Raw genomic sequence first — 13,237 nt, forward strand, 5'->3', positions numbered from 1 at the left:
GCACGACCCAGAACCTGTGGGAGCGTGGCTTGCCCGCGATGAACGATGACGCGGTGTCACTGACTATCAACTAGCCGAAAACCGGTCACGACTGTTGGTCAGGTGCAACCACATCGCCGCCCGCGCCGCGTCCGGGTCCTGGCGCTTGATGGCGTTGAGGATCGCCTCGTGCTCAAGATTGGCCAGCTCGCCGAGCTTGCTCAAGTCCACGGCCCCCCGCTCGGCCGCATTGACCCGGGTGCGCGGGATCATGGCGCTGCCCAGGTGCTGCATGATTTTGGTAAAGCAGACGTTGCCGGTGGCTTCGGCGATCAGCAGATGAAAACGCCGGTCCGCTTCGACACAGCTGTCGTTGTTGGCCAGCAGGCTTTGATAATCGTCCAGCGCTTCACGCATCTGCGCCAGTTGCAGATCGGTGCGGCGAGTTGCCGCCAGCGCCGCCGCCTGGGTTTCCAGGCCCATGCGCAACTCCAGAATGCTGCGTACCCCCAACGCCGTATCGACATTCAGCCGCAGCCCCTGCTCCGGTGCGCGCTCGATCACGAACGTGCCAATGCCATGCCGGGTTTCCACCAGCCCCGAGGCCTGCAACTTCGAGATCGCCTCGCGCACCACCGTGCGACTGACCCCGTGTTCCTGAACGATGGTGTTTTCCGACGGCAGCTTGTCGCCGGGCAACATCTGGCCGAGCAGGATGCGCTGGGTCAGTTTCTCCACCAGGTCATGGGCCAGGTTGTGGCTGCGCTTGCGGGCGGGTGCTTCGAGGTCTTCTTGCATGAGGGTGTCCGGAAATCAGGGCTATCGAATCGTAGCACCGCGCCGGGCGGGAATCCTGAAAAATCTCGCTCAACTTGTATGACAACACTCAACAACCAGCCCATATCGATTCGTTTTAAAGGCCAACCGCCACCATCACCAGAATAAAAAATCTCTAATGTAGCGCCATTTCATTGGACAAAGGCGGTTGCAAGATCAAAAAACCTAGTTGTATGATGTCTATCAACAACGCAGCACTCAGCTTCACCCCGCATAAAAATAACGAGTGGGAGAAAACGCAGTGAATACATCCGTCTCCGGGATGCACGACGACGCCAATTCAGCGCTGAAGTCCGCCATCGCCAAAGTCAAACGTCACGTCTTGCCGCTGTTCGTCATCATGTTCATCGTCAATTACATTGATCGAGTGAACATCGGTTTCGTCCGCGCCCACATGGAACACGACCTGGGCATTGGCGCGGCCGCCTACGGTCTGGGTGCCGGCCTGTTCTTCATCGGCTATGCACTGTTCGAAGTGCCCTCCAATATCCTTCTGCAAAAAGTCGGCGCCCGCATCTGGCTGACTCGCATCATGCTGACCTGGGGCCTGGTCGCCGCGGGCATGGCGTTCATCCAGAACGAAACCCACTTCTACATCCTGCGATTTCTGCTGGGCGTGGCCGAGGCCGGGTTCTTTCCCGGGGTGATCTACTACTTCACCCGCTGGTTGCCTGGCGTGGAGCGTGGCAAGGCGATTGCGATTTTCCTCAGTGGCTCGGCGATCGCCTCGCTGATCTCCGGCCCACTGTCCGGTCTGCTGCTGCAAATCAGTGGACTCGGGATGTATGGCTGGCAATGGATGTACTTCATCGAAGGCATGTTCTCGGTGGGTCTGTGTGTTTTTGTCTGGTTCTGGCTCGACTCCAAACCCCACGATGCCAAATGGCTGAGCCGCGACGAGCAGGACGCGCTGGTCAAGGCCATCGACGACGAACAACTGGCCCGCGAAGCCGCCACACCGATCAAGCCGTCACTGGGCAAATTGCTCAAGGATCGCCAGATCATCCTGTTCTGCCTGATCTACTTCTTTATCCAGCTGACCATCTACGCCGCGACTTTCTGGCTGCCGAGCATCATCAAGAAGATGGGCGACCTCAGCGACTTCCAGGTCGGAATGTTCAACTCGATTCCGTGGCTGCTGTCGATTGTCGGCATGTATGCCTTCGCCTCGTTGTCGGCCAAGTGGAAGCATCAGCAAGCCTGGGTCGCCGCGGCCCTGCTGATCGCCGCTGCCGGGATGTTCATGTCCACCACCGGCGGGCCGGTCTTCGCCTTCGTCGCGATCTGCTTTGCAGCGCTGGGTTTCAAATCGGCCTCGTCGCTGTTCTGGCCGATTCCCCAGGCTTATCTGGACGCACGCATCGCCGCCGGCGTCATCGCGCTGATCAACTCGGTGGGCAACCTCGGCGGTTTCGTCGCGCCGACCACGTTCGGCCTGCTGGAGGAACGCACCGGCTCCATCCAGGGCGGACTCTATGGCCTGGCCGCGACCTCGATCATCGCCGCGATCATCGTCTTTGCCGCACGCAACAAACCCAAGGTCGCCCCTGTCACAGCACCGGGCAAACCAGCGCCCCACCACGCCTGAATCATTGGTTTAAAAGGATAACAACATGACCGCACACGACATCGCCAAAGCCCCGATCATCACCAGCATGCAGGTTGTTCCGGTGGCCGGCCACGACGGCATGCTGCTCAATCTCAGCGGCGCCCACGGCCCGTTTTTCACCCGCAATATCGTGATCCTCAAGGACAACGCCGGCCACACCGGCGTCGGCGAAGTGCCGGGTGGCGAGCGCATTCGCCAGACCCTGGAAGACGCACGCAGCCTGGTGGTTGGCAGCCCGATCGGCACTTACCAGAAGATTCTCAACCAGGTACGCCAGACCTTCGCCGACCGCGATGCCGGCGGTCGCGGATTGCAGACCTTCGACCTGCGCATCACCATTCACGCCGTCACCGGCCTGGAAGCCGCGCTGCTCGATCTGCTCGGCCAGCACCTGGACGTGCCGGTCGCCGCCCTGCTTGGCGAAGGCCAGCAGCGCGATGAAGTGAAGATGCTTGGCTATCTGTTTTATGTAGGTGATCGCAACGAAACTGACCTCGCCTACCGCAGCGAGCCAGACGCCGACAACGACTGGTTCGGCGTACGTCACGAAAAAGCCATGACCGCCGATGCGGTGGTCCGCCTGGCCGAGGCGGCGCACGCGCGTTATGGCTTCAAGGACTTCAAGCTCAAGGGCGGCGTGCTCAGCGGCGACGCCGAAATCGAAGCGGTCACGGCCCTCGCCGAACGCTTCCCCGATGCGCGCATCACCCTCGATCCGAATGGGGCCTGGTCACTGAAGGAAGCCATCCGCCTGTGCCGCGATCAGCACCACGTGCTGGCCTACGCCGAAGACCCGTGCGGGGCGGAAAACGGTTACTCGGGACGCGAAGTCATGGCTGAATTCCGCCGGGCCACGGGGCTGAAAACCGCAACCAACATGATCGCCACCGACTGGCGGGAGATGGGCCACGCGATCCAGTTGCAGTCGGTCGACATTCCCCTGGCCGATCCGCACTTCTGGACCATGCAGGGTTCGGTGCGCGTGGCGCAGATGTGCCACGAATGGGGCCTCACCTGGGGTTCGCACTCCAACAACCACTTCGACATTTCCCTGGCGATGTTCACCCACGTCGCGGCAGCCGCGCCGGGCGAGATCACCGCCATCGACACCCACTGGATCTGGCAGGATGGCCAGCGCCTGACCAAGGCCCCGCTGCAAATCGTCGACGGCTGCGTGCAGGTGCCGCAGAAACCGGGGTTGGGGGTGGAGCTGGACATGGACCAGGTCGCCAAGGCTAATGAACTGTACAAAGGCATGGGCCTGGGGGCGCGGGATGACAGCGTGGCCATGCAGTTTTTGATTCCGGGCTGGACGTTCGACAACAAGCGGCCGTGCTTGGTGCGCTGAATCGCCAAGTGAGCTGAATCGCCATATGAGTTGAATCAAGGGTTGCGCGTGGCCGCCTGTTGGCGGCCGGTTTAAAAAGCGCTCGGAGCCTGGCGCTTAACCCCCTAAAATGGCGCGCAACTGAATCAACGACGGATGAAACCCACATGGACAGGCTGAAAACCATCGCCGCCGGCATGGCGATATTTGCCGCAGGCCATTGCGTGGCACAGGATCAAATCGAGACGCTGGTGAACGCCGCCGTACAACCGGTGATGCAGGCCGAAGGTATCCACGGCATGGCCGTGGCGGTCACCGTCAATGGTCAAGCGCACTACTTCAACTATGGCGTCGCCTCGCAAGAAACCGGCAGCCCCGTCACAAAGGACACACTGTTCGAAATCGGCTCCGTCAGCAAAACCTTCACCGCCACCCTCGCCGCCTACGCCCAGACTTCGGGCAAACTGTCACTGTCGGACAAGGCCAGCCAGGTCTTGCCGGCCTTGCGCGGCAGCGCTTTCGACAACATCAGCGTGCTGCAACTGGGCACCTACAGCGCCGGCGGCCTGCCGCTGCAATTTCCTGCTGAATATGATTCGGCCGACAAAATGCTCGGCTACTACAAACAATGGAAACCGCTCTACGCCCCCGGCAGCCACCGACTGTATTCGAACCCCAGCCTCGGCCTGTTCGGCTACCTCGCCGCCCACAGCATGGGCCAGCCTTTTGATGACCTGATGGAGAAAACCCTGCTGCCGAAACTGGGCCTCAAGCACACCTATGTGCATGTACCGCAGGACCAGATGGCGCTGTACGCCCAGGGTTACAACAAGGACGGCAAGCCAGTGCGGGTCACTCCGGGGGCGTTGGATTCCGAGGCGTACGGGGTGAAAACCAGCGCCGCAGACTTGCTGGCCTACGTCGACGCCAACATAAAGCCGGCGTCTCTGGAAAAGCCCTTGCAGCAAGCCATCGCCTTGACCCATAGCGCCTACTACAGCGTTGGCGACATGACCCAAGGCCTGGGCTGGGAGATGTATCGCTACCCGATCACACTGGATCGCTTGCTGGACGGCAACTCCACGCCGATGGCCATGCAGACTCACAAAGTCCAGTGGCTGAATCCGCCGCAAGCACAGCCACAGAACGTGTTGATCAACAAGACAGGTTCAACCGGTGGCTTTGGTGCTTACGTGGCGTACGTGCCATCGAAGGAGATCGGCATTGTGATGCTGGCCAACAAAAACTTCCCGAATGCGCAGCGGGTCAGGATTGCTCATCAGATTCTGAGTGCGCTTGCCCGATAAGCCTGGTTCGCGCTCCCAGAGAAAAGACGACCTCTGGAGGTTAATACTGATCAGTTAACACACGAAATCTGTGGGAGCGAGCTTGCTCCCACAGGTTAATTGCTCACCACCAGGATTCAGGGCCGGATCAATCATCCGGCATTTCCGGCGGCTTGGCGGGCTTGGCCGGTTTGCTGTTTTTCCCGGGCTTGGCGCCTTTGGCCGCCGGCTCGGCTTCAGCGACGGGAGCGGCCACTGTCGCGGTAAATTCTTTCTCGGCCGCCGGCAACTGATCGACTGCGCTGAAAATCTCTTCCAGCTTGATGGCGTCCGATTGTTCCAGTTTCTTTTCGCCGTCCTTGCCGACCAGAATCACCTTGGTCTTGGCGCCAGCACCCAGCTTGAGCGAGCGGATCAGCGCCGCCGTGTCCTGTGGCCCGATGTCTTTGCCCTCGCGCTGGCCCATCAGGTTGAGCACGGTGTAGAGCACCATGTTGCGGTCGGTGAAACCCTTGCGATTGGCTGGTTCATCCAGCGACTTTTTCAGGCTGACCCAGGTCGGATCCACAGTGCTTGGAGCGATGACAATCAGTGGCCGGGCCCTGCCCTTGTCCATGTCCAGCGGTGAGTCGCCATCGGCGGCGAACGAGGTGCCGGCAATCGCCAGCAAGATAGCCATGGTCAGTGACCTGATGAGCATGCGCATCTCCTTTTTGATATCCACGCTCTAATGATTGCGCATCGCGGCGATCGTTCCGGGTGACGTGCCGCAAATTTTTCGCCTTGTCCCAAGCTTAGGTCAGGGCGGTCATTGCGCAACAGCTCGGGGTCATCTCAGGACTTACAAAGTTCAAGGCAGATCAAGGATCAAGCGGGTCGCAAGGGGTGCCCGGACAGGCACCGACTGAGCATTGCACCCGCGAAGGAGGCTGGCGTAACGAATTGAATCAGAACGCCAGCTTGTAGCCGATCAGCAACAGCATGGTCGCCAGGCAAGGGCGCAGCAGCTCGTCGGAGATGCGCCCGGTCAGGTGGCTGCCCAGGTAAATCCCCGGCAACGAACCCACCAGCAAGTAACCCAGGACCTGCCAGTCCATGTTGCCCATGCTCGCATGGCCGAGGCCGGCGACCAGGGTCAGCGGCACGGCGTGGGCGATTTCAGTGCCTACCAGGCGACGGGTCGGCAGCATCGGATAGAGAATGAACAGGGCCACGGTGCCCAGTGCACCGGCGCCGATGGACGTCAGCGCGACCATGGTGCCGAGGACCAGGCCTGTGATGACCGTCAGGACATTGAGGCGCGAGCCGCTGGGGTTGTAGTGGCCGCCAGCACGTTTGTGGGCGAAATCCAGCAGACGCTTCTTGAACAGAATCGCCAGCGCCGTGGCGAACAACACAAAGCCGAGGGCCTGCTTGATGATGGCGTTCATCGCATCGGGGCTGGAGTGCAGGCTGCTCAGGAACCACAACGTCAGTGCCACCGCCGGCACGCTGCCAAGGGTCAGCCAACCGGTAATCGCCCAGTCGATGTTGTTGTTCTTTCGGTGAACCAGTACACCGCTGGATTTGGTGATTGCCGCGTAGAGCAAATCGGTACCGACCGCCGTTGCCGGATTGATGCCGAACCACAGCAGGATCGGAGTCATGAGCGACCCGCCACCGACGCCAGTCATGCCGACAATAAAGCCAACCACCAACCCGGCCACGACCAACCCGATGTTCACTAAATCCATTGATACGTCCACAAAGATCGCAGGGGAAATCTGGCCCGCAGCATAGCGATATTTCTTATAACCAGTTATATCGATGCGATCTATCTTTATTCCGGATCCATCAAAAAACCCTGTGGGAGCGAGCTTGCTCGCGATAGCGGTGTATCAGTTGGCATCAATGGCGACTGACACTCAGTCATCGCGAGCAAGCTCGCTCCCACAGGGTTCCGTGTCGTGTTCATTGCACCGGCAGGAAATTCAGGAACAGCAGGCTCTGGGCATAATTCAGGCCGATGCGCCGGTAGCGTTCGTCGAGCATCTGGGTCAGCAAATCCAGCCGGGCGACGATCTTGCCGAACTCGACGGCAAAGCTCAGGTTGCTGCCCTCCTCCGAGATTTCGTTGGAAAACAGCAGGGGTTGGCCTTCCTTGTCTTGTCGCTGGCTGAGGATCCAGGTGGCAATCTCGATGTTGCGTGCGGCATTGCTGACGAATACCGGGTTGATCGTATCGGTCATGTAGAACTCGGTGCGATTGCCATGGGCGGTCACCAGCATGCTGCCGATGGCATAGATGAACGCTCCGACTCGATCGCCGAGAAATTCCGGGCTCATGGCAAAACGCAGGGCCGCCAGGTCCTTTTTGCCGCCCAGGGTCGGTAATGGCTGCTGCTGTTCTATGGCCATGCGCACTTGCTTGCCGGCCGTACGGGCATCGAGGAAACCGGACTTTTTCAGCTCATCGGGGTTGCGCAGGTAGAGCTTGCCCATGAGCAGGTAAAGGCTGTCGAGGTTGTCGCGCATGGTCAGGGTGGCCATGCGGTCGACACTGGTCTGCAGGAACTCCTGGGGTTTGCCTTCGCGCATCTGGGTGATGATGTCGCCACCCTGCTGCTGGCTGCAACCGGTGACGAAGAACATCGACAGACCTGCCAGCAGCAGGCAATGACGGCGGATTCTTGAGCTGTTCGCGGGTGAAACTCGAGCCATGGGTTCTTGAACTTGGACATGGGCCGACGGTGGGGATCGCCGCAGGCTGCCATGGATAGAGCCGGGCATTTCGAAAAAGTGCAGTATCGGGCGGCACCAATCGATCACCGGCAGGGGAATGTTCAAAGAAAAAACGGATCAGAACATCATGAAAACGGTCCACACTCCCTGTAGGAGCTGCCGCAGGCTGCGATCTTTTGATCTTGAACAATTAAAATCAAAAGATCGCAGCCTGCGGCAGCTCCTACAACACCGAATACACACAGGAGGTTTGCATGCGCACGCTTCAATTGGCTGGCGCCCAGGTGCCCGTCATTGGCCAGGGCACCTGGCAGATGGGCGAGGACCGCTCTCGGCACAGGGAAGAAGTCGCGGCACTGCGCCTGGGCATCGAACTGGGCATGACCCTGATCGACACCGCTGAAATGTACGCCGAAGGCGGCGCCGAGGAAGTGGTCCGCGATGCCATCGCCGGACAGCGCGACAGCGTCTTTGTGGTCAGCAAGGTGTACCCGCACAACGCCAGCCGCCAGGGTATTCCCCAGGCATGCGAGCGCAGCCTGCGCAGGCTCGGCACCGATTACATCGATCTGTATCTGCTGCATTGGCGCGGCCAGTATCCGCTGGAGGAAACCGTCGACGCCTTCGAGCGCCTGCGCGAAGCCGGCAAGATCGGTCGTTGGGGCGTGTCCAATTTCGACCTCGACGACCTGCTGGAACTGGATGCCCCGGCCTGCGCCACCAATCAGGTGCTCTACAATCTGGAGCAACGCGGCATAGAATTTGATTTGTTACCCTGGAGCCAACAGCAGCGGCTGCCGGTCATGGCTTACTGCCCGATCGGCCAGGGTGGAGAAATGCTCGCCAATGCCACGCTCAAGCAGGTGGCCGCCCGGCACGGCGTCACACCGGCACAGGTGGCGCTGGCATGGATAATGCGCCAGGACGGCGTGATCGCCATCCCCAAAGCGGTCCGGCCCGAGCATGTGCGGCTCAATGCCCAAGCCGCCACGCTGCAACTTGAACCCGGGGATCTGGAGGCGCTGGACCACGCGTTTCATGCGCCACATCGCAAACAGCGGCTGGCCATGGTCTGAGCCAACGCAGTCTGTCTGAGAGCTTCGCCATGAGAAGCACCGACCACCTGGACCCGTTCAATCTGCAACGCTTTCTCCAGGCTCAGGACCCGGTATTCGACCGGGTTCAAGACGAGCTGAACAACGGACACAAGCGCAGTCACTGGATGTGGTTCATTTTTCCGCAGTTTGCCGGGCTCGGCGGCAGCGAGATGTCGCGCCGCTTTGCCATCCGTTCGCGGGAGGAAGCCCTGGCCTACCTTGAGCATCCGTTGCTGGGCGCCCGCCTGCGCACCTGCACCCAGGAAGTGTTGAACATCCGGGAGCGCTCGGTGGCCGGGATTTTCGGTCATCCCGACGACCTGAAATTTCATTCCTCGATGACCCTGTTCGCCCAGGTCGATGCCGCCGACAGCCTTTTCCAGCAAGCCTTGAACCAATACTTCCACGGCATCCTGGATGACTGGACCTTGTCGCTGATGGACTCAAAACAGGCCCAGTTGCCCCCCAATCAGGGTTGAGAAGTCGTCGTCGACAAACGGCAGTATCGCGTCCGCCACCGGTTGCAGTTGCCGGGTGATGTAGTGGTCGTAATCGATGGGCGCACTGCGCACTTCCAGCGGTTCGGGGCCGGCAACGGTGATCACGTAGCTGATCCAGCCGCCGTTCTGGTATTGCCGCGGGCGACCCTGGCTGTCGTTGTACTCATCGGCCAGACGCGCCGCACGCACGTGGGGCGGGACGTTACGCTGGTAATCATCGAGGGTGCGGCGCAGGCGTTTGCGATAAACCAGCCGGTCATCGAACTCGCCGGCCAGGGTCTTGCGCACGTAGTCACGCACGTAATCCTGATAGGGCTTGCGCAGGAAGATCCGCGAATACAGCTCTTGCTGGAATTGCCGGGCCAGCGGCGACCAGTCGGTGCGCACGGTTTCCAGGCCTTTGTAGACCATTTCGTCGCTGCCATCGGCGCGGGTCACCAGTCCGGCGTAGCGCTTTTTGCTGCCTTCTTCGGCACCGCGAATGGTCGGCATCAAAAAGCGCTTGTAGTGGGTTTCGAACTGCAACTCGAGAACGCTTTGCAAGCCGTACTCCTGCTGCACATGCTCGCGCCACCACTGATTGACGTGCGCCACCAGCGCCTGGCCGATCTGCGCCGCCTCCTGCTGGCCGTGGGCGCGACGCAACCAGACGAACGTCGAGTCGGTGTCGCCGTAAATCACTGCATGCCCCTGGGCCTCGATCAACTGGCGGGTGCGCAGCATGATCTCGTGCCCGCGCAAGGTGATGGACGACGCCAGGCGCGTGTCGAAGAAGCGACAACCGCTGGAGCCGAGCACCCCATAGAACGCGTTCATGATGATTTTCAGCGCCTGGGACAGCGGTGCGTTGTGTTCACGCTTGGCGGTTTCCCGGCCTTCGGCGACCCGGGCGACGATGGAGGGCAGGCAATGCCGGGTGCGAGAAAAGCGTGCGCCGCGAAAGCCCGGCACCGACTCGCTATCGTCCGGGTGCCTGAGCCCTTCTATCAGCCCCACGGGGTCAATCAGGAAGGTGCGGATGATCGACGGATAGAGGCTCTTGTAGTCGAGCACCAGCACCGATTCGTACAGTCCCGGTTGCGAATCCATGACGAAACCGCCCGGGCTGGCTTCAGGTGGCTTGCCACCGAGATTCGGCGCGACGAAACCCTGGCGGTGCATCAGCGGCATGTACAGGTGGGTGAACGCCGCCACCGAACCGCCCATGCGATCGGCCGGTAGTCCCGTGACGCTGGCCCGCTCCAGCAGGAAGGTAAGTAACTCGGTCTTGGCGAAAATCCGCGTGACCAGTTCGCAATCCTTGAGGTTGTATTTGGCCAGCGCCGGTTTGTCCTCGGCGAACATGCGATTGATTTCGTCCATGCGCTGGTACGGGTTGTCGATGGACTTACCCTCGCCGAGCAGGGTTTGCGCGACGTTTTCCAGGCTGAACGAGGGAAAGCTCCAGGTCGCCGAACGCAGGGCCTCGATACCGTCGATGATCAGGCGGCCAGCGGCTGAAGCGAAGTAATGGTTGCCGCTGCCATGTTCGCGCCACTGCATTTCCTCGCCGCCACGCCCCAGTTTCAACGGCACCGCCAGGCGCCGGGCGTGTTCGTGAAGCACGCGCAAGTCGAACTGCACGACGTTCCAGCCGATGATCGCGTCAGGGTCGAACCGGGCAAACCAGTCGTTGAGTTTTTTCAGCAGCAGGGTTCGCGAATCGCAGTACTCGAGCTGGAAATCCACCAGACTATCGTCGCCATTGGGCGCGCCGAGCATGTACACCTGACGCTCGCCGCAGCCTTCCAGGGCAATGGAATACAGCTCGCCCTGGGCCGTGGTCTCGATGTCCAGGGACACCAGTTTGAGGCTCGGCCGGTAACCGGGATCGGGCTTCATCTGTGCGTCGAGCAGCAGACCCTCGGCATTCGGCGTGCCACTGAAGCGCACCGGCGCGGTGATGAAGCGTTCCATCATGTAGCGTTCCGGCGGGCGCACATCGGCTTCGAACACTTCGACGCCGGCCCTGCGCAACGCGGTTTCCAGGCGCATCAACTGGCCATGTTGCCGGCAGTAGAGTCCGAGGACCGGACGATGGTCGAAATCCTGCAGGCTCAGGGGCTTGAGCTCGACGTTCTTCTCGTCATGCAAGACGCTTTCGGCCTGCAGACGCTGCGCAGCAGGTATGAACGCCACCGAGGGCTGGCAAGGCAGGCGGATGCGCCGGGGACCGCTGTCGGTCGCCAGCCAGAACTCGACTTCCGTACCGGCCGGGGTGTCGCGCCAATGCCGGGTCAGGACGAAGCCCTGCTGTAGATCCACCACTGCAAACCTCAACGTTGATTCAGAGGGGGATTCTACCCGTCATCCGTCGCGATAGCCCGTTTGCCGCAGGCCTAACAGGCAGACACAGAACCTGTGGGAGCGGGCTTGCTCGCGAAGGGGCCAGCACATTCAACATCTTTGCTGGCTGACAGTCCGCTTTCGCGAGCAAGCCCGCTCCCACAGGTCAGCTGCTGGCCGGAAATGAGGGGGTTTACCGAAGAAAAATCGCCGAATGACGTTTTTTGCGTGTTATCTGCCGCTTTCGCCCTTGCCCTGAGCGCTTGCGTCTACGATTCTTCAAGGACAACGACAACACCCGAGTAACCACCATGAAAACCGTCGCCCAACTGCTCAAGCTCAAAGATCAGAAGAATCAGGAAGTGCACCAGATCAAACCCGATCACATGGTGCTCGAAGCGCTGATGAAGATGGCCGAGAAAAACGTCGGCGCCTTGCTGGTGGTGGAGAATGAAGAAGTGCTGGGCATCATCAGCGAACGGGACTATGCGCGCAAACTGGTGCTGCACGGCCGCTCCTCGGTGGGCACGCCGGTGCGCGACATCATGGTGTCACCGGTGATTACCGTCGACACCCATCAAACCGTGGATACCTGCCTGGGCATCATGTCCGATAAACGCCTGCGTCACTTGCCAGTGGTCGAAGGCGGCAAATTGATCGGCCTGCTGTCGATCGGTGACCTGGTCAAGGAAGCGATTGCCGAACAGGCGGAGCTGATTCGCCAGCTTGAGCAGTACATTCGCGGGGAATAGTCGACACACCGAAGATCCCCTGTGGGAGCGGGCTTGCTCGCGAAAGCGGTGGGTCAGTCAACATTAATGCTGTCTGACACTACGCCTTCGCGAGCAAGCCCGCTCCCACATTTGGTTCTCTGTGTGCTCAAGCCGGCCAATGCCGGGCGAACACCGGTGCCAAAGCCGGGTGGCGGTCGATGCGTTCCAGCCAGGCGAAAAACCCGGGCCGCGTCGTGCGCAGATGTTCCCGACTGCCCGCCCATCGCGAGATCACCGCCGTCAGCACATCCAGGGCCCCCGGTTTCTCGCTGCCCAGATACAGCTCGCCCGAAAACTGGTCGGCAAACACCTCCCAACTCCTGTGCAGGCGCTGGCGGGTTCCCTCCATGAGGTTCTGCCTGGACGACTCATCCGCCCCGGCCAGCCAGCGTTCGGGGTAATCGATGATGCCGATGGCCGCATAGCAATTGCTGACGATGTACGCCATGGCGCGAATGGCTTGGTCCCGCTCGGCCGGGTCCTGGGGCAACAACCGCGACGCGGGAAAGCTCAGCCCGAGGTGAATCAGGATCGCCACGCTCTCGGTCAGGACAGCGCCATCGGGGAGTTGCAGGGTTGGAATCTGTTTGAGCGGATTGAGTTTCTCCAGCGCATGGGCCGCCTCCGCGGACGCCTCGACATCGATGAAGCGATAGGGAACATCACAGAGTTCAAGGGCGGCTTCGATGGCCGCGGCCCCGGAGTTCTGATGGCCGTAGAGCTGGTACATAATCGTCTCCTTGCACACCGCGATCTCTGCAGTGCCTCATCATCCGTCCCGGC

At 60.7% G+C, this 13,237-nt stretch carries 12 protein-coding genes; 6 read left to right on the forward strand and 6 right to left on the reverse strand.

All coding sequences use genetic code 11. The annotated features are described in order from the left end of the window. Positions 1 to 66: 66 nt before the first annotated feature. Entirely contained in the window at positions 67 to 777 is a 711-nt protein-coding gene (locus ACXX83_RS15295) for a FadR/GntR family transcriptional regulator (RefSeq protein WP_458549002.1), read from the reverse strand. Positions 778 to 1,057: 280 nt separating this feature from the next. Here ACXX83_RS15295 and ACXX83_RS15300 point away from each other — a divergent pair, with 280 nt between their 5' ends. The 3 genes from ACXX83_RS15300 to ampC all read left to right on the forward strand — a co-directional run bounded on the left by ACXX83_RS15300 (position 1,058) and on the right by ampC (position 5,059). Next, positions 1,058 to 2,404 carry an MFS transporter gene (locus ACXX83_RS15300; RefSeq protein WP_458549003.1) on the forward strand — a complete coding sequence of 449 codons (1,347 nt, stop codon included), beginning with the start codon at positions 1,058 to 1,060 and terminating at the stop codon, positions 2,402 to 2,404. A 25-nt stretch (positions 2,405 to 2,429) separates the two neighbouring features. Continuing rightward, positions 2,430 to 3,773 (forward strand): glucarate dehydratase, encoded by a 1,344-nt coding sequence (gene gudD / locus ACXX83_RS15305; protein WP_458549004.1) that lies wholly within the window; start codon positions 2,430 to 2,432, stop codon positions 3,771 to 3,773. Between the two features lie 176 nt (positions 3,774 to 3,949). Next, positions 3,950 to 5,059 carry a class C beta-lactamase gene (ampC, locus tag ACXX83_RS15310; protein WP_458550208.1) on the forward strand — a complete coding sequence of 370 codons (1,110 nt, stop codon included), beginning with the start codon at positions 3,950 to 3,952 and terminating at the stop codon, positions 5,057 to 5,059. Between the two features lie 127 nt (positions 5,060 to 5,186). Here ampC and ACXX83_RS15315 read toward each other — a convergent pair whose 3' ends face one another. The 3 genes from ACXX83_RS15315 to ACXX83_RS15325 form a co-directional block, all read right to left on the reverse strand. Next, positions 5,187 to 5,738 (reverse strand): DUF4174 domain-containing protein, encoded by a 552-nt coding sequence (locus tag ACXX83_RS15315; RefSeq protein ID WP_217835817.1) that lies wholly within the window; start codon positions 5,736 to 5,738, stop codon positions 5,187 to 5,189. A 247-nt stretch (positions 5,739 to 5,985) separates the two neighbouring features. Beyond that, the gene (locus tag ACXX83_RS15320) at positions 5,986 to 6,771 is read right to left on the reverse strand and encodes a sulfite exporter TauE/SafE family protein (protein WP_095967456.1); all 786 of its coding nucleotides are present in this window, start codon (positions 6,769 to 6,771) and stop codon (positions 5,986 to 5,988) included. Positions 6,772 to 6,988: 217 nt separating this feature from the next. Beyond that, on the reverse strand, positions 6,989 to 7,738 hold the full coding sequence (locus ACXX83_RS15325) for a hypothetical protein (RefSeq protein ID WP_458549005.1): 750 nt from the start codon (positions 7,736 to 7,738) through the stop codon (positions 6,989 to 6,991). A 275-nt stretch (positions 7,739 to 8,013) separates the two neighbouring features. Here ACXX83_RS15325 and ACXX83_RS15330 point away from each other — a divergent pair, with 275 nt between their 5' ends. Both ACXX83_RS15330 and ACXX83_RS15335 read left to right on the forward strand, forming a co-directional pair. Next, positions 8,014 to 8,835, forward strand: a complete 822-nt coding sequence (locus tag ACXX83_RS15330) for an aldo/keto reductase (RefSeq protein ID WP_458549006.1) — start codon at positions 8,014 to 8,016, stop codon at positions 8,833 to 8,835. A 29-nt stretch (positions 8,836 to 8,864) separates the two neighbouring features. Beyond that, positions 8,865 to 9,335 (forward strand): DUF1810 domain-containing protein, encoded by a 471-nt coding sequence (locus ACXX83_RS15335; RefSeq protein WP_116581565.1) that lies wholly within the window; start codon positions 8,865 to 8,867, stop codon positions 9,333 to 9,335. Here ACXX83_RS15335 and ACXX83_RS15340 read toward each other — a convergent pair. Beyond that, positions 9,300 to 11,660, reverse strand: a complete 2,361-nt coding sequence (locus tag ACXX83_RS15340; RefSeq protein ID WP_217835820.1) for a DNA polymerase II — start codon at positions 11,658 to 11,660, stop codon at positions 9,300 to 9,302. The two genes, ACXX83_RS15335 and ACXX83_RS15340, sit on opposite strands and share 36 nt — an antisense overlap. A gap of 332 nt (positions 11,661 to 11,992) precedes the next feature. Between ACXX83_RS15340 and ACXX83_RS15345 the strand changes: the two genes are divergently transcribed. Next, the gene (locus tag ACXX83_RS15345; protein ID WP_458373142.1) at positions 11,993 to 12,433 is read left to right on the forward strand and encodes a CBS domain-containing protein; all 441 of its coding nucleotides are present in this window, start codon (positions 11,993 to 11,995) and stop codon (positions 12,431 to 12,433) included. A 127-nt stretch (positions 12,434 to 12,560) separates the two neighbouring features. Here the strand turns inward: ACXX83_RS15345 and ACXX83_RS15350 are convergent, their stop codons facing one another. After that, complete coding sequence (locus ACXX83_RS15350) at positions 12,561 to 13,184, reverse strand: glutathione S-transferase family protein (RefSeq protein WP_458549007.1); 624 nt, start codon at positions 13,182 to 13,184, stop codon at positions 12,561 to 12,563. Positions 13,185 to 13,237: the final 53 nt, after the last annotated feature.

It is taken from the genome of Pseudomonas sp. GNP012 (genome assembly GCF_054343835.1).